This window comes from uncultured Marinococcus sp., assembly GCF_947493875.1.
GTDB lineage: Bacteria > Bacillota > Bacilli > Bacillales > Marinococcaceae > Marinococcus.
The window spans coordinates 295305-316793 of record NZ_CANLSU010000002.1; the positions used below are offsets into that span (position 1 = coordinate 295305).

Sequence of the window (21489 nt, forward strand, 5' to 3'; positions counted from 1 at the left end):
AATAACGAAATGAGAAAAATATTTTCATCAATTGAAAGCGTTACCGAAAGCGAGGGAGTAAATGTTATGGCTGAATCACTTACAGCCGGCGTGGACATAGGCACCACGAGCACAAAAACGCTGGCGTACGATATAGACGGAAAGATCTGGGCGGAACGGGAGCTTGAATATCCAATTTATTCTCCGGACCCGGCCTGGAAGGAGCAGGACCCTTACGAAATTCTTCGCGCCGTCGAACAGACGCTGAAAAACGTCGTTGAAGACGTCGCGAAAGAAGGAAAACATATTGGCACAATTGGCTTCAGTGCAGCGATGCACAGCATACTCGCTGTGGATGAAAATGGCGAGCCGCTTACACAGGCACTCACCTGGGCAGACCAGCGGTCGGTGCATGAAACCGAAACAGTAAAAGCCGAAAACGGGCAGGACATTTTTGAACGCACGGGCACGCCGATCCATCCGATGGCGCCGCTGACCAAGATTATGTGGTTTCAGAAGCACCGGGAAGAAATTGCCGTAAAGGCGGCGAAGTGGATTTCGGTGAAGGAGTTTCTGTTCCATAAATGGTTCGGGGAATACATCGTTGATTACTCCATCGCTTCTGCCTCCGGCCTTTTCAATATTCATAAAAAGCAGTGGGACGATAGAGCGCTTGGGCTCGCCGGTATCACGGAAAACCATTTATCCTCTCCGGTAAGCACGACCTATCAGCGCAGCGACTTACGCAAAGAGGTCTGTAAGCGTCTGGATCTGCAGGAAACGACAACAGTCGTGATCGGAGCAAGCGACGGTGTGCTTGCAAACGTCGGATCCGGAGCACTCGAGGAAGGCGTGGTTGCCTGCTCGATCGGTACAAGCGGAGCGATACGAACCGTCATCGACCGGCCGTACACGGATCCGAAGGGACGGATATTCTGCTACGCGCTGACCGATGAGCTGTGGGTGATTGGCGGCCCAATCAACAACGGCGGTATTGCGCTGCGCTGGATGCGGGATAAAATCATGCCGGACCTAAAGGAAGAATGCCGGAAAAATGGTACAGATCCGTACGATGTTCTGACGGAAATGGCGGAAAGCGTGATGCCTGGCTCCGACGGTCTGCTGTTTCTGCCGTATATGACCGGCGAACGTGCTCCGTTCTGGAACAGCGACACAAAGGGCGTGTTCTTCGGACTGACGCTGCACCACGGACGTGAACAGATGGTCCGGAGCGTTATGGAAGGCGTCATGATGCAGATGTACGCCGTCGTCGTAGCGCTGATTGAGGCCGGCATCAACATTAAGGAATTCCGTGCCAATGGCGGATTTGCCCGCTCCGAGCTCTGGAAGCAGATGATGGCAGACATATTCGAAAGCGACATTGTTGTTCCGGACAGCCATCAGAGTGCCTGCTTCGGTGCTGCCTGGCTCGCCATGACTGCAACCGGGCAGAAGGAAAGCCTGGACACGATTCACGAGCTGATTCCAATCGAAACACGGCAGTCACCGATCATGGACAATGTGACGGCGTACCGCGATTTAAAGCCGATTTTCCTACGGCTTGCACGCAATCTTCAATCGGAATTTTCCGCGATTGCCGACGTGCAGCGTGCACACGCAGAGGGCAAACGCACACTATCAACTGAAAAAGGAGAAATACTATGACGACTTCAGCACCGTGGCTCATTATTGTAGCCGTTTTAGCAATTGTTGCACTGTTATTTTTAGTGATGAGGACGAAGCTTCAGGCCTTTATCGCCTTGCTCGTCGTCAGTTTCCTCGTCGGTATTGCCGTTGGCATGCCCCCAGGCGAAATTATAACGACCATTGAAGAAGGGATGGGCGGCACCCTTGGATTTATTGCCGTCGTTATCGGCCTTGGGGCCATGTTTGGGGAAATGCTCCGGGTGTCCGGCGGCGCCGAGCGCCTGGCGCTGACACTCGTTGATAAATTTGGAGAAAAGAACGTCAGCTGGGCGCTTGCGCTTACAGGCTTTATCGTATCTATTCCCGTCTTTTTGGACGTTGCACTTGTTATCTTAATTCCAATTGTATACAGCCTTGTCCGTAAAACGAAAAAATCACTCGTGTACTACGGCATTCCGCTTGTAGCGGGTCTTGCCGTAACGCACAGCTTTATTCCGCCAACGCCGGGACCGATTTCGGTTGCTTCGATTATCGGCGCTGACCTTGGCTGGGTTATTCTGTTTGGTACACTTGCCGGTCTTCCGGCAGTAGCGATTGCCGGCCCGATGTTCGGGAAATACATGGCGAAAAAAATCGACATCGGTGTTCCGGAATACATGATGGAGCAGATGAGAAACGTCGAGTACGACCGTGAGCTGCCGAGCTTCCGCAGCGTTATTGCAATCATTCTGCTTCCGCTAGTGTTGATTTTGCTTAATACAGGATCCGGAGTTTTCCTCTCGGAGGAAAGCACAGCGTATGCCGTCCTTTCCTTTATCGGGGATCCGTTCTTTGCCCTGACCGTGGCGGCGCTTTTAACCTTTTATGTATTCGGTATCCGCCGGGGTTATTCGAAGGAAGAAGTTCAGCAGATTACGACGAAAGCCCTCGAGCCTGCCGGGATTATTATTCTTGTTACCGGTGCCGGTGGTGTGTTCGGTGAAATGCTGATCCAGTCCGGTGTCGGCGACGTGCTCGCAAACGCAATGGAAAATGCGAACATGCCAATTCTTGTCTTTGCCTTTATCACAGCTGTTCTTGTCCGTGTAGCCCAGGGCTCTGCGACCGTGGCGATGGTAACTGCCGCCGGACTTGTAGCACCGCTGCTTGAAACATATGACGTCAGCGAGCCGATGCTCGGGCTGCTCGTTATTACAATTGCTTCCGGTGCGACAGCCTTCTCCCACGTAAACGACTCCGGGTTCTGGCTGGTCAGCAGGTACTTCGGCCTGAATGAAAAACAAACGCTGCAGACATGGACCGTCATGGAAACAATTATCGGATTTGTCGGCTTTGGTGTAGCACTGATTTTAAGTATCTTCGTATAAATAGAAAAGAGGAGTGGAGAACATGAAAGCAGGAATTATTGGGTTAGGAAAAATGGGGTATAATATCGGCCTGCAGATGCTTGATAAACATCACGACGTTGTTGCCTATGATCTGTCCGAAGAGTTTCGCGAAAGCTTTAAAGGTGATGGAGGCGGCACGGCGTCGTCCCTGCAGGAGCTCGTGGATCAGCTGCCGAAGCCGCGTATCATCTGGGTGATGGTGCCGGCGGGAGACGCCACGGACCAGGTGCTTACCGAAACGGCATCGCACCTTGATGAAGGAGACATTTTAATTGATGCCGGCAACTCCCACTACAAGCGGACGCTTGCTCATTATGAAGCGCTTGAAGCAAGAGGCGTCCACTTCTTTGACGTCGGTACAAGCGGCGGCATTTCCGGTGCCAGAAACGGCGCCTGTCTGATGATCGGTGGACGCAAGGACGTCTTCCCGGTGCTTGAGCCTCTGATGGAGGACCTGTCGGTGGAAAATGGCTATCACTACACCGGGGAAGGCGGCAGTGCCCACTATTTGAAAATGGTGCATAACGGCATCGAGTACGGCATGATGGCTGCGATGGGCGAAGGCTTTGAACTGCTTGAAAAAGGGCCGTTTGACTATGACTACGAGCAGGTAGCCCGTGTCTGGAACAACGGATCGGTCATCCGCGGCTGGCTGATGGAGCTGATGGAGGAAGCCTTCCGCGGCGACGCCAGGCTCGATGATATCCGCGGCGTGATGCACTCGTCCGGCGAAGGCAAGTGGAGCGTAGAATCCGCACTCGAATACGAGGCAACGACTCCGGTCATTGCGCTCTCGCTCATGATGCGCTACCGTTCGCAGGAAACCGACACCTTTAACGGCAAAGTGGTGGCAGCCCTTCGTAAAGGGTTCGGCGGCCACGCCGTGGAAAAAAGTGAATAGCAATGTCTCAGAGGCCCGGATGGTATCCGGGTCTTTTTTCGTATTTTAGAAAAAATGCGGCAAATGCTTCAACTGGCTCAAGGTATTTCCGATAGTAAGAGTAACGAAGAAAACGGCAGAAGGGAGCCTATCATTCATGCGAGTATCCGGGTTTGCTTCAGGAATGGACATTGACCAGACGGTGAAGGATTTAATGCGGGCGGAACGCCAGCCAATCAACAAGCTGAATCAGCAGAAACAGACGCTCGAGTGGCAGACGGAAATGTATCAGGATGTAAACAAACAGTTTTTTGATTTCCGGAACACAATTTTTGATTCGATTATGAAAAAGTCATCGATGACAGACCGCTCGGCCACCTCCACCAACGACAGCCGGGTGAGCGCCACGGCGTCAGCGGATGCCGGCAATGCCACCTATTCGATCAGCGAGGTCAAGCAGCTGGCCAAATCAGCGTCGCAGAGCAGCTCCGAACGGGCGACAGGTCCTGATTTCTCTGCCTCGGAGGCTGTCGGCAGCCAGTCATTTGCGACCGGAAAATCTCCGCAGTGGAGTGAAGGCGTGATTCAAAGCAAAACGATTAACGCTGATGGAGGCACGTCCTACAGCGTGGAAGGCAGCAATCTTAAAACAAACACGGACGATATGATCGTGAAGGTAAGCGGCAAGCAGTATGAGGTGGTGACCGGCGAAGACCCGCTCGAAGCCGGTCAGGTGCGTGCCAGCTTCAGCGACGGCCAGATTGATTTAGAATTTGGTTCGGCGGTGACTAGCGGCAAAAGCATCAATGTGCAGTATGCAGCGGACAATGAAACTAAAACAATTAACGCGGCCGCTCCGACTTCTACTTTTTCACTCGGTAAGGGAGCGATTAATCCGGACACCCTGGATATCAGCGTGAACGGAGGCGCCAAGCTGACGATTGTGACAGATCCCGAGCAGGAACTTGCAACAAACGAAGCCTACGTGGATACGAAAACCGGCAGGGTCAGGCTCGGCGAAGCAGCGACCGGAACCATTGCAGCGAAATTTACCCAGCAGTATTCCACCAACACGATTACCACCTTTGATAAAGACGGCAATGAGCAGAAAAATAAATTCACGTTCACAAGCGCGCAGTCGATGAATAACATTATGAGCACGATCAGCTCCTCAGGAGCGGGCGTGAGCGCATTTTACGATGAGTATTCCGGCAAAGCGGCACTCACCCGGTCGGAGACCGGCGACTTTAACAAAGCCGGCGATGAGATGCTTTTTTCAGGTGACTTTTTCAATAATACCCTGGGGCTGAAAAATGCGGGCGGGTCCAGCCAGGGCGAACAGAATGCCGTGTTTACGATGAACGGGCTCGAAACCGAGCGCGCGAAAAATACGTTTGATGTCAATGGAATGAGTATTACGCTTAAAGAAACGTTCACTGAAGCGGACGGTGCGGTAACGCTCGGGTCGGATACAAATACCGACGGCGTCATGGATACGATTAAAGGCTTCGTTGAAGAATACAATAAAATTGTTGAAGAGGTGAACGGGAAGCTCAATGAAAAGGTGAACCGGGATTTTAAGCCGCTCAGCGATGAACAAAAAGAAGAAATGAGTGAAAAAGAAATTGAGCTGTGGGAGGAAAAAGCCCGAAGCGGCCTGCTCCGCAGCGACAGCTCCATATCGAATGTCATGAACAATATGCGCTCCCTTTTATACGAACAGGTGGATGGCACCGATTCTGCGTACAATACGCTCTATTCGATCGGCATTACGACAAGCTCGAGCTACACGGATAACGGTAAGCTTGAAATCGATGAAGACCAGCTGCGCCAAGCGATTGAAGAAGATAGCGAAGGCGTGTACCAGCTGTTTGCAGCGAGCGGATCGACAACCGAAACCCAGGGTCTTGCGCGACGGATGAGAGAGACGCTCGACAATGGGGTGTCCGCTCTTGCCGAACGGGCCGGTGGCTACAAAGGCAAGCTGCTGCCGCATCAGTTTACGCTCGGGCGCAACATGGAAAACATTGAGGACCGCATCGCTCAGTTTGAGGACCGGATGGTATCAGTGGAAAACCGGTATTACCGTCAGTTTACAGCGATGGAGCAGGCGATGAGCCGCGCGAATTCACAGTCCAACTACTTGATGCAGTTTATGAACAACGGTCAGTAAGACAGCACCTTCTTGAGGAGGAAGAAAACATATGAGTTTTAACCAGGCACAGGCAATGTACCAGCAGGCAATGAAGCAGACGGCCGCACCGGATAAAGAGAAGCAGCAGAAAACATTCAGCCCAAAACAGGCAGCACCTGCTCCGAAGCCGGCGCCGGTCAAAGCTAACCCTTACCAGCAGCAGGCGATGCAGACCGCCTCGCCGGGAGAGCTCACGCTTCTTTTATACAACGGCTGTTTGAAATTTCTTCAAAAAGCGGAAAAAGCGATGATCGAAGGAAAGGTCGAAGAAAAAAATAAGCTGATGATCCGGGCGCAGAATATTATCGGTGAGCTGATGATTACGCTGAAAACGGACAGCGAGCTTGGCAGCAGCATGATGCAGATGTATGACTACATGTACCGCCGGCTGATCGAAGCCAATGTCAGTAATGACACCGGTGCTCTGCAGGAAGTGTACGGCCTTGGCGAAGAGTTTCGCGACACATGGAAGCAGGCGATGCAAAAGGACCGGGAGAGCCGGTTCCGTGAAGGCGGCCGGGCGTAATGAGTGTAGTCCGTGAACTGTATGTCACCACCCGAAAACTATACGAAAAAGTAACGCAGCCCATGCCGGATAATGAACAGCCGAGGGATGAGTACATTGAGAGCGTGGATCTTTTTCTGCAGGCAAGGGACCGGCAGCTGAAAGACCTGCAGCCTGTGGAGGAATGGTCAGAGGCCGAGCGGCAGCTCGGGGAAGAAACGGTTAAAATGAACCGTTATATTGACGTCCAGCTTGGCAATTGGAAACAGGTGATCCAGGAAGAGCTGCAGGGGACTCGTCACAAACGCCGTCATATGGGGAAGTATGAACAAAAGAGTGCGACAGCGTCCGCTTATTTTTTCGACAGCAAAAACTAGCATACAAAACCTTCAGGCCCAGTCCTGAAGGTTTTTATGTGTATGAGTGCCTGGATTATGTTATAAACGGCTTAAAGGATAAAAAAGGGGCAGGTAACGATGAGCGAGCATCTCCGCCGGGCGGAAGCAACGTTTCTCCAGCAGTACAGTGACTGGCTGGAGATGGTGCAGGAAAGCATGGTACAGGTGACGGGCTTTTACCGGGAAGGGTTTGAAGAAAACGGGGACCGGCTGCTCGACAGCACGACCAGAGAATCCTCGCTGTTTTCCTCGCAGACAGTGACGATGGCGTATCTGTTTGGACAGGAGGAAGAATGGAAGCAGGATCTGGAAGCCTTCGAGCAGGCAACCGAAGAAGTGCGGAGCCTGATAGAAGCAGAAACGATGGGCAGCGCCGAGAAGATGCGATACGTCGCCTCGGTATATATGCCGGTGCTTGAACGCTGGAAGCTCCGGGTGACATCGCTCACACGCAAATAAACAGGCAGGGATACGGCTCCCTGCCTGTTTTTATTCGTCACTGCCCTGTTCGGAAAGAGGAGGCAGCCCAAGCCTCTGTTCAAGTGTCGGCAGAGACCCGTGCTCAATAATCCAATTCGAAGGCTGACGGTCAGGATACATGAGCTCGGAAATACTCTGCCCTTCAATCTGGCTGAACCGCTCACCTTCCTCCCACTCCTGAAGGTTTTCAAAGTTCAGCTCCTCCGCCGTAGCGACGACATTGGAGGGCGCGCTGATCGTCTGCTCATTGTTTATCTCATTATAGGCAAACGTGAGGGACTGGGTGGAGGAAGTAGTCTGTGGGCTCTGACTGTTATTCATGGCAATTTGAAAATCTGCCTGAATGCTTTTTGTCTGCATCGAGTCTTTATCAATAGTAATAGTGTAGAGCGTATCCTCCAGGCTTCCGGTAAACAGCATATCGTCAATTAAGCTGTCAAAGTCTTCGTTAGTGAAGCCGACCGTGCTTTTAACGAGCTCACGCATTTGATCGGAACGGCCACGTGCCTCAATCACATATTCCGATTCCTTTTCCTCCAGCTGAAAATCTGCAGCATAGGCCTCGACCAGCTCCAGCACAGCCGCCGGTTCACCGATGGACTGGCTTGAAGCACTCAAATCGCCGGTGAATTCATCCGGATACTTGATCCACTTTTCTTCTGCAGAATCATAGGTGAAGAAGCCTTCGGCCGTCAGGTAGCGCTCGATTTCCTTTGGCTCCTGGGCGGTCGTCTGCAGTGTCGAAGACTCATGGTAGGCAAACGGGTCGGTACCAACATCTACGCGGGAGGTAAGTTCATTGGTGACCGGGTCTTCCTGGGCCGTGCCGATTGTCTGGTCCATGTTTATATCTATAGAATAACGGTTTAATTCGTGCATATAGTCAATACTTTCAGAAAGAACCTCATCAGAAGCCGGTTCCTCATCTGAAGCTTGGTTTTCCGTTGGATCTGGTTCATTGTCAATGGATGAACATCCTATCGGAAGGACGAGACTTAAAGAAACGAGAAGTACGCCAAATGACTTCCTCATGGAACCTCCGACCTCCATCTAAAATTCGTTTTACATATTTTCTAAGAATACCACACTTTTACACAAAAAAGAATAAGACCTGGTTCATGGTTGTCTTCCACCGCTTTCCAGAGAGGGGAAGTGGCGAAGGCTGCCTGAAGGAAAGATCTGTGAAAAGTAAGAGATCATAAGAAAGAAACCCGGCGGATGCCGGGCTTCTGGTGCCCGGGGCGGCCGCTTAGACAAGGGGAGCGGCGCCCGGGCGGACAGAACAGTGTGGGAGGTTGCTGCTGTCAGAGGTATAAGGGGAAATATGTAGAAGAGTGGGCAGCCGAAGTGCTGCTGCCTGGTACTATCATATGTCCCGGCACACCGGAATACAAGGGGGCGCGCCCGTTTAGGCTTTATTTTAAAATAGGAATGCTCTCACGTGTCCTATTCTAAAATAGGCTGCGGCCGATTTATGAATGAGCAGAATAATAATTGGAAATTGCGGGTATAGAACGAACGATGCATATTCCGTATGAAAGGGAGTAATGATTGTATGTTTGGAAAAATATATATTAATGGCGAATGGAAACAGGCAGACGAAGGCACCATTGACGTTGTGAATCCGGCAAACGGGGAAGTCGTGGGGGAAACCGCAAACGCAGGCGAAGCGGAAACGAAGGAAGCAATCAATGCTGCCCATGAAGCATTTGATTCCTGGTCGAAGACGACGGCGTACGAGCGCGCAGACATTCTCCGCAAGATTCACGGCCTCATGATGGAGCGCCAGGATGAACTCGGGGAGCTGCTCACAAAGGAAATGGGCAAACCACTGGCGGAGGCCAAAGGGGAAGTGGCCTATGCGGCTTCTTTCATTGAATGGTATGCGGACGAAGCGAAACGGGTCTACGGCGAGACCATTCCATCCGGCTCGGAAAACAAGCGGCTGATGGTCATTCACCAGCCCGTCGGCGTTGTCGGCGCGATTACGCCGTGGAACTTCCCGCAGGCGATGATCACGCGTAAAGTAGGACCGGCCCTTGCCGCAGGCTGCACAATCGTACTGAAACCGGCAAAGAATACGCCGCTGTCCGCCGTGCGTTTCGTGGAGATCTGCGAAGAAGCGGGCGTGCCAAAAGGCGTTATCAACCTGGTGACCGGCCAGAGCTCGTCAGCGATCGGCAATGAATTGATGTCGAACGAAAAAGTCCGCAAGGTCACCTTTACCGGCTCCACCGAAGTCGGAAGCAGCTTAATGGAGCAGGGTGCGCAGGATATTAAAAAGCTGTCGCTTGAACTCGGCGGCCATGCGCCGGCACTCGTCCTGGACGATGCGGACATCGACAAAGCGGTCAACGGTGTCGTAGCGTCGAAATTCCGTGCGTCGGGACAGACGTGCATCTGCGTTAACCGTGTGTACGCCGATGAAAAGGTATATGAAGAGTTTGTCGAAAAATTTGCGGATGCCTGCAAGGATCTGAAGGTCGGCGACGGCATGGACGAAAACGTAAAGGTCGGCCCGCTGATTGATAAAGACGCTTACGACAAAGTCGAGCGCCACGTGCAGGATGCCGTCGATAAAGGCGCGAAGGTTGTAACCGGCGGCAGTGGTTTTGAAAAGGACGGCGGCTACTACTTTGAACCTACCGTGCTCCGCGACGTGAACCATGACATGATCATCATGCACGAAGAAACGTTCGGACCGGTTGCGCCGGTGCAGAAAATCACGAGTGATGAAGAGGGTGTCAAGCTCGCGAATACCACGCCGTTTGGTCTTGCTTCCTATTTCTTTACTGAAAACATGTCCCGGGGCATGAAAGTGGCTGAAGGACTCGAATACGGTATTGTTGGCTGGAACGATGGCGGACCATCGGCTGCCCAGGCGCCGTTTGGCGGCTGGAAGCAGAGCGGGGTCGGACGCGAAGGCGGCCGTCAGGGCATCATGCCGTTTCTCGAAACCAAATATATTTCAATGGGATTATAATAGAAACAGAGGCTGCGCCGGACCGTTCCGGCGCAGCTTTTTTTATACTGAGTTCCAGATTAAGCTGCCGGTTACATTTAAAAGGGTTTTATCTGTTTCATAAGTCCTGAGACCCTGTTGTTATGGCATGTTCTTTTCACTTTTTAAAAAAATTTTGTTGTTTGAAAAGGATTCCGCAAAAGGAATATAGAAAGTAGACACATAACGATAAGGAGGGGTTCACTTGATGAACTTTAACATTCGCGGGGAAAACTTAGAGGTGACTCCAGCTCTTCGAGGTTACGTAGAAAAGAAAGTGAGCAAGCTTGAACGTTACTTTGATACAACCCCTGTGGCGGACGTCCATGTGAATATGGAAGTTCAAAACAGCGAGAAAATTTTAGAAGTGACCATCCCTATGCCGCAGCTGCTTCTCCGGGCAGAAGAGACGCATACGGATATGTATGCGGCGATCGATCTTGCGACGGACAAGCTCGAACGGCAGATTCGAAAATATAAAACAAAAGTAAACCGCAAGTTCCGCCAAAATGGCAAAACATCGGAAGTATTTAAAGCTAATATTGAAGAATTGAACGAAGAAATTGCCAATGGTGGGGTAAAAGAAGCTCCGTTAACTGATGAAGTGACTGAAGAGGACGACTCCCTTGAAATCGTCCGGACCAAACGGTTTAATTTAAAGCCGATGGATACGGAAGAAGCTATCCTTCAGATGGATATGCTGGGCCACAACTTTTTCGTCTTCGCTAATTCTGTCAGCGGTGACACCTCAGTCGTGTACAAACGTCGGGACGGGCGCTACGGGCTGATTGAGCCGGAAGAATAATTATATGAATCAACAGGCCCTGCGCGGGTAATGCGCAGGGCTTGTTTTAGTTTCGCCGGGAGCACGGGTACTCGTTGTAACAATAACGGAATACTGTTAAAATGTACGGTGATGCTTAGAAATACAACGATTCATTTATATATGCAAAACGACAGATAAATAAGGCCCCGGGCCCCCTATTAACATTTAAAACAACTATGCGCGTCAATCGTATTTCGGCTAGATGGTACGAAAGAGAGGACGATGATTAAACCATGAGAGGTTTATTGAAGAAAGTTATTGGAGATACAAATCAAAAATATGTAAAAAAACTGGAGAAGAAAGCGGAAAAAATTGAGGTTTTTTATGAAGATATCCAGGCTTTGAGCGATGAAGACCTTGCCCGTAAAACCGAAGAGTTTAAAGAACGCTATCAGCAGGGTGAAAAGCTTGAACAGCTGCTTCCGGAAGCCTATGCAGTTGTTGCAGAAGCGTCGACACGCGTAATGGGAATGACTCCCTTCCGCGTACAGCTGATGGGTGCCATCGTGTTAAACGACGGCGATATTGCGGAAATGAAAACCGGGGAAGGGAAAACCCTGGTCGCAACCATGCCGGTCTACTTAAACGCCATTACCGGCAAAGGCGTGCACGTTGTGACTGTCAACGACTATCTGGCCAAGCGTGACAGCGAAACGTTAGGGGAGCTTTACCAGTTCCTCGGATTAACCGTCGGCCTGAATTTAAAGGATATGAGCAAGGAAGCGAAGCGGGAAGCCTATCTGGCTGACATTACGTACGGAACCAATAATGAGTTTGGCTTTGACTACCTGCGGGACAATATGGTTCTGTACAAGGAACAAATGGTCCAGCGTCCTCTTCATTTTGCCCTCGTCGACGAAGTCGACTCGATTTTGATCGACGAAGCAAGAACGCCGTTGATTATTTCGGGCTCAGTGGAACAGTCGACCAAGCTTTACGCAGCGGCTAACGTATTTGTGAGCCGTCTGAAGGAAGAACGGGATTACACGATCGATGAAAAAACCAAAACGGTTCTTCTGACTGATGAGGGTGTTACCCGGGCGGAAAAGGCGTTTCAAATAGAGAATTTGTATGACCAGCAGCACGTGCAGCTGCTGCACCATATCAATCAGGGGTTAAAGGCCCATGTGACGATGCACCGCGATGAGGACTATGTGGTGCAGGACGGCAAAGTGGTCATCGTGGACCAGTTTACCGGACGTTTGATGGCCGGCCGCCGGTACAGTGAAGGCCTCCACCAGGCCATTGAAGCGAAGGAAGGCATGCGGGTGCAGAAGGAAAGCATGACGCTCGCATCAATTACGTTCCAGAACTACTTCCGGATGTATCAGAAGCTCGCCGGGATGACCGGTACTGCGATAACGGAAGAAGAAGAATTCCGCAATATTTACGGCACAGACGTTATTTCGATCCCAACGAACAAGCCGGTTGTCCGCGAAGACAAATCCGATTTGATCTTTAAGACCCGGGAAGCAAAATACCGGGCGGCAGCCGAAAAAATCGCTGAATTGTACGAAACCGGCCAGCCTGTTCTAGTCGGCACGGTAAATGTGGACACATCAGAGCTGATATCACGGTATCTCAAAAAGAAAAACGTACCGCACAACATTCTTAATGCGAAAAACCACGAAAACGAAGCGAAAATCATTGAAAACGCCGGCCAGCGCGGTGCTGTTACTATCGCGACCAACATGGCCGGGCGCGGTACCGATATCAAGCTTGGGGACGGAGTAGCGGACCTCGGCGGACTGTTTGTCATCGGCACCGAACGGCACGAAAGCCGCCGTATCGACAATCAGCTCCGTGGCCGTGCCGGACGTCAGGGGGATCCGGGTGCTTCCCAGTTTTATCTGTCCATGGAGGATGAACTGATGCGCCGGTTCGGCTCTGATAACATGCGCGGCATGATGGAGCGCCTTGGCATGGATGAGGATCAGCCGATCGAAAGCAAGCTGGTCACCCGCGCAGTGGAACAGTCGCAAAAGCGGGTGGAAGGATCCAACTACGACTCACGGAAGCAGATTCTGCAATACGATGACGTTATGCGCGAACAGCGTGATATTATTTATGCCCAGCGGATGGAAGTGCTCGAGTCGGATAATCTGCGTGACATTGTGCTGCGTATGCTTGAATCCACGGTGAAAAACATCGTTGCAGCCTACACCCCGGTGGAACAGGTGCCGGAGGACTGGGACCTTGAGGGCATGCTTCACTACCTGAACACGACCGTACTGAATGAAGGCGATTTGACAGAACAGGACGTTAAAGGTCTTGAACAGGAAGAAGTTATCGAAAAGGTATGGGAAACAGCAAAAGGTAACTACGAAGCAAAAGAGCAGGAATTTGACGAAGAATCCATGCGTGAATTCGAAAAAGTACTGCTCCTCCGGTCGGTGGACCGGAAATGGATGAACCATATCGATCAGATGGACCAGCTCCGCCAGGGTATTCACCTGCGGGCCTACGGCCAGAATGATCCGCTTCGGGAGTACAAATTCGAAGGCTTTAACATGTTCGAGGATATGGTGGCGTCAATTGAAGAAGAAGTCGCTACGTACGTAGTCAAATCGGAAGTAAACGAAGAGAACCTGCAGCGCCAGGAAGTCGCTAAAGGAAAAGCAGTGCGCCAGGACGAGCAGGAAGCAGAAGAAGAGCAGCCGAAAAACAAAAAGAAATCAGCGCCGGCAAACGGCAACCGGAAAATGCCGGTGCCGAACAAACGGTAATAAGAAACGAAAAACGGGAAGGACAGGCCCCGAAGTGCTCAGCTTCGGGCTTTTTCCTTGCCACCTACATTCAGAAAGGGGATTTCTTACATGGATATGGCAGAAATTCGAAACGAACTTGAAAATATGGCTAAGCGATTAGCGGACTTCAGGGGGTCTCTTTGACTTCGATGCCAAGAAGGAGCGCATCAGCGAACTCGAAGAAAAGATGACCCACCCCGGCTTCTGGGATGACCAGGACGCCTCCAAAAAAGTTATTGATGAAAATAATGCGTTAAAAAATATTACTGAAGGCTATCGTGTGCTTGAAGAGCAGCATGAAAATCTTGAGGTTTCCTATGAGCTTGTGAAGGAAGAAGACGATGAAGATTTAAAGGAAGAGCTCGAATCAGGCACGAAGCAGCTGAAAAAAGATATTAACGATTTTGAACTGCAGATGCTTCTCAGCGAGCCGTATGATAAAAACAACGCCATCCTGGAGCTGCACCCCGGCGCCGGCGGCACGGAATCCCAGGACTGGGCGTCCATGCTGCTTCGGATGTACACCCGCTGGGCGGAAAAGAAAAACTATACGGTGGAAACCCTGGATTATCTTCCCGGGGACGAAGCCGGCCTGAAAAGCGTCACCATGATGATAAAGGGCTACAATGCCTACGGCTTTCTGAAAGCGGAAAAAGGGGTGCACCGGCTCGTGCGGATTTCCCCGTTTGACTCCTCCGGGCGCCGGCACACCTCATTTGTCTCCTGCGAAGTTATGCCTGAAATGGAAGACTCCGTGGAGGTAGAAGTGCGGACGGAGGATTTGAGAATCGATACGTACCGTGCGAGCGGTGCCGGCGGTCAGCACGTAAACACGACGGACTCCGCCGTGCGGATCACCCACCTGCCGACAAACATCATCGTTACCTGTCAAAACGAACGGTCCCAGCTGAAAAACCGGGATCAGGCGATGAAAATGCTGCGGGCGAAGCTGTACCAGCGCCAGATTGAAGAACGTCAGCAGGAAATGGATGAGATCCGCGGAGAACAGAAAGAAATCGGCTGGGGAAGCCAGATCCGTTCCTACGTTTTCCATCCGTACAACATGGTAAAAGACCACCGGACGAATGTGGAGATGGGAAACACGCAGTCAGTGATGGACGGCAATCTTGACCCATTCATCGATGAGTACCTGCGTGCAAGCATGAAAGTATAACAGAGGGCACAATCAGCAGCCTGCGTTCGCGCAGGCTCTTTTTACGTCAAATCAAAAGGAGGAAGTGTAATGGTAAACCGAAGAAGAAAACCAATGTCAAAAACGGCGCTGAAATGGGTCAACGGGTTCCAGATCTTTATCGGAACGGCTGTGGTGGCTGTTTCATATAACGCTTTTTTACTGCCGAACTCGATCGCCTCCGGAGGGGTAAGCGGTTTTGCGACCCTGCTGGAGGCCTCACTGAATGTAGAACCGGCTATAACGATAGGGATCACCAACGTCCTCCTTTTCATTCTCGGTCTCCTGCTTCTTGGAGGCCTCCAATACGGGGCAAAAACGATAATCGGAACGCTGTTTTTGCCGTTTATTGTTTATTTTACGAGGAACTGGGACATCGGTATTGATGATCCGCTGCTTGGCGCGTTGTTTGGTGGAATCGGAGTGGGCTTTGGGCTCGGACTGGTGTTTCGGGCCAGTGCTTCGACTGGAGGCACGGATCTTTTAGCTCAAATCATTCATAAATACGCCGGGGGGACGCTTGGTACATCGGTCTTTATTATGGACGGACTGATTGTTACGGGCTCGGCATTCATCTTTGGCCTGGAATTCGCGCTGTATGCCCTTATTTCGTTATTTGTTACGGGTAGAACCATTGATGTTGTGCAGACCGGCCTGGGCTATGCCAAGGTGGCATTTGTGATTACAAAGCATGAAGAAACGGTGCGTAAATCTATTTTAAAAGAAGTGGACCGAGGGGTAACCAAACTCGAAGGACGCGGAGGCTTTACCAATGATGCGCGTCCAGTGCTGATGTGCGTCGTCAACCGTGGGGAGGTTACCCGACTGAAGCGTGTGATCCAGCTGCAGGATCCCGAAGCCTTTGTGGTCGTCAGCAACGCTTCGGAAGTGCTTGGCCAGGGATTTGAGAATCAGGGGAACTCTGTGTAAAAAAGCGGAAGCGCCAACATTGTGTTTCAGAAACACAGAAGTTCATGCTACACTAAAGAAAAGCGCAGAGCGTTCGTTTATCACCCGGGACGGCTCGCCGTTTTCAATCGGATTGGGACGAAGTCGCAAACGATTTGAAAATGCGAATGGACTCGGGTGGTAACGCTCGGAGCTGGACAGTAAGAAAGGTGGAGCCACCCTGAACAGCTGGGTGACGGAACTGGACAAAAAGAAAAGCGTAGAGCGTTCGTTTAAAAAAGGAAGTTCGATGAAGGGTGTCACGGTTGTGACACCATCGAACTGACCTGCTTCGCAGGCCCCGGGACGGCTCGCTGTTTTGATTCGGGGAAAGCAGCCTGTGCAGCTGATTCCTCTTTCGTATAGTCTGGGATTTGATTATGACTTTAATAAAGCTGGAGTGAAATAGATGAAGAAAAACATCAAAGTGACGGCAGCAATTCTGGTCACAGCAGCGGCAGCCGGGACCGGGGGTGCAGCCGTAGGTGCTTCTGTCTGGGGAGGAGATTCGGGAGCGTCCTCCTCCGCCTTGTCCGAATCCGGTTCGGACAGTGGAGCGCAAAACGTGTCAGAAGAGGACTTAAACAAAATCAGTTCAGTGTATGATCTGATTGACTCCGAATACATGAGAGAAGTGGACGATGATGCGTTGGTGCAGGGGGCAATCGAAGGAATGATCGGAGAACTCGATGACCCTCACTCCAGCTACATGAGCGAAAGCACAGCACAGGAATTCACGCAGTCGCTGGATTCGTCCTTTGAAGGCATCGGAGCTGAAGTAAATAAATCCGGGAACGCAGTAACGATCGTTTCTCCAATTGACGATTCCCCGGCAGAAGCCGCCGGCCTGCAGCCGAATGATGATATTTTGGAAATTAACGGAGAAAGCACAGAAAACCTTGAACTTAATGAGGCAGTTCTGAAAATCCGGGGAGAAAAAGGAACGAATGTAAATCTCACTGTCCAGCGTGGAAGCAGCGAGCCCTTTAATGTTGAAGTGGAGCGCGATGAAATTCCGATCGAAACCGTAGAGGGTGAAGTGATCGAGCAGGATGGCGAAAGCATCGGTTATCTGAATATATCGTCATTTTCTGAAAATACAGCCAATGAGTTCGAAACCCAGCTCGAGCAGGTGGAGAGTGAAAACATTGACGGACTGGTGATTGATGTCCGGGGAAATCCGGGCGGTTATTTGAATGCGGTGGAGGATATCGGCAGCATGATTATTCCTGGCGGAGAGCCGATAGTTGAAATTGAAGACCGTGAAGGTACGATTTCAGAAGTGACTTCTTCTTTAGAGGAGAACAAGGATTATCCGGTAGTTGGCGTGGTTGATCAGGGAAGTGTATCTGCTTCTGAAATTCTGGCAGCTGCAATGAAGGAGGCCGGAAACTTTGAGCTGGTAGGGCAGACAACCTATGGCAAAGGAACGGTTCAGCAGGTGATGGAGCTAGATGATGGAAGTGACGTGAAGCTCTCTGTCTCTAAATGGCTGACGCCGGAAGAAAACTGGATTAATGAAGAAGGCGTGGAACCGACCATTGAGCAGGAGCAGCCCGATTATTTCCAGGCATCTATTTTATCCATTGATGAAGCCCTGGAGCCGGATACGACGGGTGAAAATATTGCCACTGCACAGACGCTCTTAAAAGGAGCCGGGTTCGATCCGGGACGTGAGGACGGGTACTACAGCGAAGAAACAGAAGCGGCAGTACAGGATTTCCAGGAGGAACAGAAGGATCTGGAAGCCACTGGGACGCTGACGCCGGAAACAGCAGACGCGCTGAATGATTTAGTGCTTGAAAAAGTCCAGAACAGAGACAATGACAAGCAGCTGCAGCGCGCGCTTGATACAGTCACAGAGCAATAAATGAAGGCTGGATGATGCCGGTGGCCGGGTTCTGCCCGGTCCGAAGAAAAGGGGGAAATAGTGGATGCAGGGAATAATCGGTGAAATTGGTCCTGCGTTAGCGTGGTTTTTTCTGAACCCGCTGACTTACATAATGATAGCAGCCATGCTTATGATTGGTTATCTTCGGGTGAAAAGAGAACGAAAAATGTTTCATGCAAAAATGTATCCAATGCTGATGGAATTAACAATGAGTGTTATTCCGGCGATAGTAATCGCTGCTTTTGTCTCGGTCATCACCATTGTTACGGGCATTTCACTGCCTCTTGGAGCAGTCCTGCTTGCGATGGTGATCAGTGCCCTGCTGGCAGTGTCAGGCCTGCACCGCTGGCTGACCGCTCTGCACGTATGGGGTACGGCATTTTTAGCCGCTCTGGCGCTTGATGCTGTCGGGATCACAGTACCATTTTTCTCTGTGGGAGCCTGGCTCGGAAACGGCTTTGATGCTTTTTCTCTGATGGTCTGGCTCGCAGTGCTCACGCTCGCGGAAGGAATACTGATTGTCTGGAACGGTACAAGGTTTTTTTCTCCCCTTCGGACGGTCAGCCGCCGCGGCAAGCCGATTGGCGGCCAGATTACGCACCGTATCTGGATGCTCCCGGTATTTCTGTTTATCCCGGGAAGTGCTGTTGAAGCGGGAGGCTGGTGGCCGCTCCTTCCGGGCGGAGCTGCTTTTTCCCTTCTTTTGCTTCCGGCAGTGATCGGCATACGTATGAAAACCTTCGACCGTCTGGCATCTGTACAGGTGCGGTCGGCCGGCTGGTGGGTCGTGCGAATCGCTGTTCTTGCCGGCGCTGGTGCAGCACTTGCTTATTTTTACAGTGGATGGATTATTCCAGTAATTGCGGCTGTCCTGATTCTGCTGCGGGAATGGGTGACCATTGCGGCCGGCAGTTCAGCTAAAAGCAATTTTCTGTACACTCTCCGCAGCGAAGGAATATCTGTACTCGCTGTTTTGCCGGAGTCTCCGGCAGACCGGATGCATATTAAAGCAGGTGAAGTCATCCGGCGGGTGAACAGTGAAAAAGTATATGATGAAGCGAGCCTCTACCGGGCGGTGCAGAAAAATTCCGCCTACTGCCGGCTGGACGTGGAGGATATTAACGGAGAGCTCCGCCAGGCGCAGGCAGCGCTTTACAGCAATCAGCACCATCAGCTTGGAATATTAATGATCAATAAAGAACGAACGGCACCGGAAAGCATCCATACGGCCCAGTAAAACAGAACCCTCTGCCGGGTTCTGTTTTTTGTATAGGTCGGGGAAAATGTCATTTTCTTTGCATTTACAGGGGAGTGGAGTACAATAATAATAGCGAATATACGTTCGTTTTTGTGTTGTTTCTTTCCAATCTTCACGTGGTATAGTAAATAGACATATGACCGGAACGCAGACAGGAAGTGAGGGACTAATATGAACGAAACATTTGAACTGGCGAGTAGATATAATCCGGCCGGCGACCAGCCGCAGGCGATTGAAAAGCTGGTTCAAGGGTTAAAGGACGGAAAAAGATACCAGACGCTGCTTGGGGCGACAGGGACCGGGAAAACGTTTACAGTATCCAATGTGTTAACAGAAGTGAACCGGCCGACGCTTGTTATGGCGCACAATAAGACGCTTGCCGGGCAGTTATATAATGAATTTAAAGAAATGTTTCCAAATAATGCAGTAGAATATTTTGTGAGCTATTACGACTACTATCAGCCGGAGGCCTACGTACCGCAGACAGACCAGTTTATCGAAAAAGACGCGAGCATTAATGATGAAATTGACAAACTAAGGCACTCGGCGACGAGCGCCTTATTTGAGCGGGAAGACGTTATTATCGTGGCCAGCGTTTCCTGCATTTATGGTCTCGGCTCGCCGGAGGATTACAGGGATCTGATGCTGTCACTCCGGACGGGTATGGAGATCGAACGGGATCAGATTCTCCGGAAGCTCGTGGATATTCAATACGAGCGCAACGACATTAATTTCGTGCGCGGAACGTTTCGCGTGCGCGGTGACGTGGTCGAAATTTTCCCGGCATCAAGAGAAGAGCACTGCATTCGTGTTGAAATGTTTGGCGATGAAATCGACCGGATCACCGAGGTGGACGCTCTGACCGGCGAAGTTATCGGTGAACGTTCACATGCTGCCATTTTTCCGGCATCCCACTTTGTGACGAGGGAAGAAAAAATGGAGCGGGCCATTAAAAATATTCAGCAGGAGCTTCAGGAGCAGCTTGAAAAGTTCCGGGCAAACGGCCGGGAGCTTGAAGCGCAGCGGCTTGAGCAGCGAACCAATTACGACCTCGAAATGATGCAGGAGATGGGCTTTTGCTCCGGGATTGAAAACTATTCGAGGCATCTGACCTTCCGGAATCCCGGAGATGCACCGTATACATTGATTGACTATTTTCCAGATGATTTTTTACTCGTGGTGGATGAGTCCCACGTTACGCTTCCGCAGGTGCGCGGCATGTACAACGGGGACCAGGCCAGAAAGCAGGTGCTCGTGGACCACGGCTTCCGGCTTCCGTCCGCGATGGACAACCGTCCGTTGAAATTTGATGAATTTGAAGGGCGGATCAACCAGGCGATGTTTATTTCCGCAACGCCTGGTCCGTATGAGCTCGAGCACGCTCCGGAAGTCATTGAACAGATTATCCGGCCGACCGGGCTGCTCGACCCGACAGTGGAAGTGAAGCCGATTGAAGGACAAATCGATGACTTGATTGGGGAAATCCATGAGCGGCGGGAGCAAAATGAGCGGGTGCTCGTGACGACGCTCACGAAGAAAATGGCAGAGGATTTGACCAACTATTTAAAAGAGCTCGGTATCCGGGTAAAGTATCTGCACTCGGACATTAAAACGCTCGAGAGGATCGACATCATCCGCCAGCTCCGCCTCGGCCAGTTTGACGTTCTGGTCGGTATCAACCTTCTCCGGGAAGGGCTGGACATTCCGGAAGTGTCGTTGATTGGCATTCTGGATGCAGATAAGGAAGGCTTTCTGCGCGCGGAGCGCTCCCTTATCCAGACAATGGGCCGTGCTGCCCGGAACGACCGTGGGCATGTTATTATGTACGCAGACAAAATGACGCGTTCGATGGACGTGGCGATCAGTGAAACGAACCGCCGCCGCGAGATCCAGATAGCGCATAACGAAAAATACGGCATTACACCGAAAACGATCCAAAAAGAAATCCCTGCCCTCATTCAGGCAACGGTCAGCTCAGAGGATTCATCCGATATTGATAAACCAGCTCTTGATAAAATGAGCAAGACGGAGCGGAAAAAAGTAATTGACCAAATGGAAGACGAAATGAAACAGGCAGCCAAAGACCTGCAGTTTGAACGCGCAGCGGAACTGCGCGATATGGTATTAGAACTTAAAGCGGAAGGATGACCAACGA

The 21489-nt window shown here is 51.1% G+C and carries 15 protein-coding genes and 1 pseudogene; 15 read left to right on the forward strand and 1 reads right to left on the reverse strand.

Annotation, left to right across the window (positions count from 1 at the left end; genetic code table 11):
• Window positions 1–66: 66 nt before the first annotated feature.
• The 7 genes and pseudogenes from Q0757_RS04360 to Q0757_RS04390 all read left to right on the forward strand — a co-directional run bounded on the left by Q0757_RS04360 (window position 67) and on the right by Q0757_RS04390 (window position 7450).
• Window positions 67–1644, forward strand: coding sequence for a gluconokinase (locus tag Q0757_RS04360; RefSeq protein ID WP_298785125.1), 1578 nt, complete (start codon window positions 67–69; stop codon window positions 1642–1644).
• A complete protein-coding gene (locus tag Q0757_RS04365) occupies window positions 1641–2993 on the forward strand; it encodes a GntP family permease (protein ID WP_298785127.1) in 1353 nt (450 codons plus the stop codon). The genes Q0757_RS04360 and Q0757_RS04365 overlap by 4 nt, the downstream gene beginning before the upstream one ends.
• A gap of 22 nt (window positions 2994–3015) precedes the next feature.
• Window positions 3016–3915, forward strand: coding sequence for a phosphogluconate dehydrogenase (NAD(+)-dependent, decarboxylating) (gene gnd, locus Q0757_RS04370; RefSeq protein WP_298785128.1), 900 nt, complete (start codon window positions 3016–3018; stop codon window positions 3913–3915).
• A gap of 136 nt (window positions 3916–4051) precedes the next feature.
• The gene (gene fliD / locus Q0757_RS04375; RefSeq protein ID WP_298785130.1) at window positions 4052–6067 is read left to right on the forward strand and encodes a flagellar filament capping protein FliD; all 2016 of its coding nucleotides are present in this window, start codon (window positions 4052–4054) and stop codon (window positions 6065–6067) included.
• Window positions 6068–6239: 172 nt separating this feature from the next.
• Window positions 6240–6614 (forward strand): annotated as a pseudogene (fliS, locus tag Q0757_RS04380) (flagellar export chaperone FliS); the annotation flags it as partial.
• Window positions 6614–6970, forward strand: a complete 357-nt coding sequence (locus tag Q0757_RS04385; protein WP_298785133.1) for a hypothetical protein — start codon at window positions 6614–6616, stop codon at window positions 6968–6970. The pseudogene fliS and the gene Q0757_RS04385, both read left to right, overlap by 1 nt.
• Window positions 6971–7069: 99 nt before the next feature.
• Complete coding sequence (locus tag Q0757_RS04390; protein ID WP_298785135.1) at window positions 7070–7450, forward strand: hypothetical protein; 381 nt, start codon at window positions 7070–7072, stop codon at window positions 7448–7450.
• Between the two features lie 30 nt (window positions 7451–7480).
• Here Q0757_RS04390 and Q0757_RS04395 read toward each other — a convergent pair whose 3' ends face one another.
• Window positions 7481–8503 carry a DUF6612 family protein gene (locus Q0757_RS04395; RefSeq protein ID WP_298785137.1) on the reverse strand — a complete coding sequence of 341 codons (1023 nt, stop codon included), beginning with the start codon at window positions 8501–8503 and terminating at the stop codon, window positions 7481–7483.
• A gap of 523 nt (window positions 8504–9026) precedes the next feature.
• Between Q0757_RS04395 and Q0757_RS04400 the strand changes: the two genes are divergently transcribed.
• The 8 genes from Q0757_RS04400 (at window position 9027) to uvrB (ending at window position 21482) form a co-directional block, all read left to right on the forward strand.
• Complete coding sequence (locus Q0757_RS04400; protein WP_298785139.1) at window positions 9027–10454, forward strand: NAD-dependent succinate-semialdehyde dehydrogenase; 1428 nt, start codon at window positions 9027–9029, stop codon at window positions 10452–10454.
• 226 nt (window positions 10455–10680) lie between these two features.
• Entirely contained in the window at window positions 10681–11277 is a 597-nt protein-coding gene (gene raiA, locus Q0757_RS04405; RefSeq protein ID WP_298785142.1) for a ribosome hibernation-promoting factor, HPF/YfiA family, read from the forward strand.
• 254 nt (window positions 11278–11531) lie between these two features.
• On the forward strand, window positions 11532–14024 hold the full coding sequence (secA, locus tag Q0757_RS04410; protein ID WP_298785144.1) for a preprotein translocase subunit SecA: 2493 nt from the start codon (window positions 11532–11534) through the stop codon (window positions 14022–14024).
• A gap of 90 nt (window positions 14025–14114) precedes the next feature.
• Window positions 14115–15219, forward strand: a protein-coding gene (gene prfB, locus Q0757_RS04415) for a peptide chain release factor 2 (RefSeq protein ID WP_298785146.1) whose coding sequence is annotated in 2 segments (ribosomal slippage) — window positions 14115–14186 and window positions 14188–15219 — 1104 coding nt in all. Because the reading frame shifts where the segments join, the coding sequence is not laid out codon by codon here.
• 69 nt (window positions 15220–15288) lie between these two features.
• Window positions 15289–16167: a YitT family protein gene (locus Q0757_RS04420; RefSeq protein ID WP_298785148.1), complete on the forward strand. Its 879-nt coding sequence runs from the start codon at window positions 15289–15291 to the stop codon at window positions 16165–16167.
• A gap of 427 nt (window positions 16168–16594) precedes the next feature.
• Entirely contained in the window at window positions 16595–18055 is a 1461-nt protein-coding gene (locus tag Q0757_RS04425; protein ID WP_298785150.1) for a S41 family peptidase, read from the forward strand.
• Between the two features lie 64 nt (window positions 18056–18119).
• Window positions 18120–19313 (forward strand): PDZ domain-containing protein, encoded by a 1194-nt coding sequence (locus Q0757_RS04430; protein ID WP_298785152.1) that lies wholly within the window; start codon window positions 18120–18122, stop codon window positions 19311–19313.
• Between the two features lie 192 nt (window positions 19314–19505).
• Complete coding sequence (gene uvrB / locus Q0757_RS04435; protein ID WP_298785154.1) at window positions 19506–21482, forward strand: excinuclease ABC subunit UvrB; 1977 nt, start codon at window positions 19506–19508, stop codon at window positions 21480–21482.
• The last annotated feature ends 7 nt before the right edge of the window (window positions 21483–21489 follow it).

Bases quoted from the DNA above. Each gene is read 5' to 3' on its own strand.
- Q0757_RS04360 (WP_298785125.1), top strand. From the start codon at position 67: ATGGCTGAATCACTTACAGCCGGCGTGGACATAGGCACCACGAGCACA.
- raiA (WP_298785142.1), top strand. From the start codon at position 10,681: ATGAACTTTAACATTCGCGGGGAAAACTTAGAGGTGACTCCAGCTCTT.
- Q0757_RS04425 (WP_298785150.1), top strand. From the start codon at position 16,595: ATGAAGAAAAACATCAAAGTGACGGCAGCAATTCTGGTCACAGCAGCG.
- secA (WP_298785144.1), top strand. From the start codon at position 11,532: ATGAGAGGTTTATTGAAGAAAGTTATTGGAGATACAAATCAAAAATAT.
- gnd (WP_298785128.1), top strand. From the start codon at position 3,016: ATGAAAGCAGGAATTATTGGGTTAGGAAAAATGGGGTATAATATCGGC.
- Q0757_RS04430 (WP_298785152.1), top strand. From the start codon at position 18,120: ATGCAGGGAATAATCGGTGAAATTGGTCCTGCGTTAGCGTGGTTTTTT.
- uvrB (WP_298785154.1), top strand. From the start codon at position 19,506: ATGAACGAAACATTTGAACTGGCGAGTAGATATAATCCGGCCGGCGAC.
- Q0757_RS04365 (WP_298785127.1), top strand. From the start codon at position 1,641: ATGACGACTTCAGCACCGTGGCTCATTATTGTAGCCGTTTTAGCAATT.
- Q0757_RS04390 (WP_298785135.1), top strand. From the start codon at position 7,070: ATGAGCGAGCATCTCCGCCGGGCGGAAGCAACGTTTCTCCAGCAGTAC.
- Q0757_RS04400 (WP_298785139.1), top strand. From the start codon at position 9,027: ATGTTTGGAAAAATATATATTAATGGCGAATGGAAACAGGCAGACGAA.
- fliD (WP_298785130.1), top strand. From the start codon at position 4,052: ATGCGAGTATCCGGGTTTGCTTCAGGAATGGACATTGACCAGACGGTG.
- Q0757_RS04420 (WP_298785148.1), top strand. From the start codon at position 15,289: ATGGTAAACCGAAGAAGAAAACCAATGTCAAAAACGGCGCTGAAATGG.
- Q0757_RS04385 (WP_298785133.1), top strand. From the start codon at position 6,614: ATGAGTGTAGTCCGTGAACTGTATGTCACCACCCGAAAACTATACGAA.
- Q0757_RS04395 (WP_298785137.1), bottom strand. From the start codon at position 8,503: ATGAGGAAGTCATTTGGCGTACTTCTCGTTTCTTTAAGTCTCGTCCTT.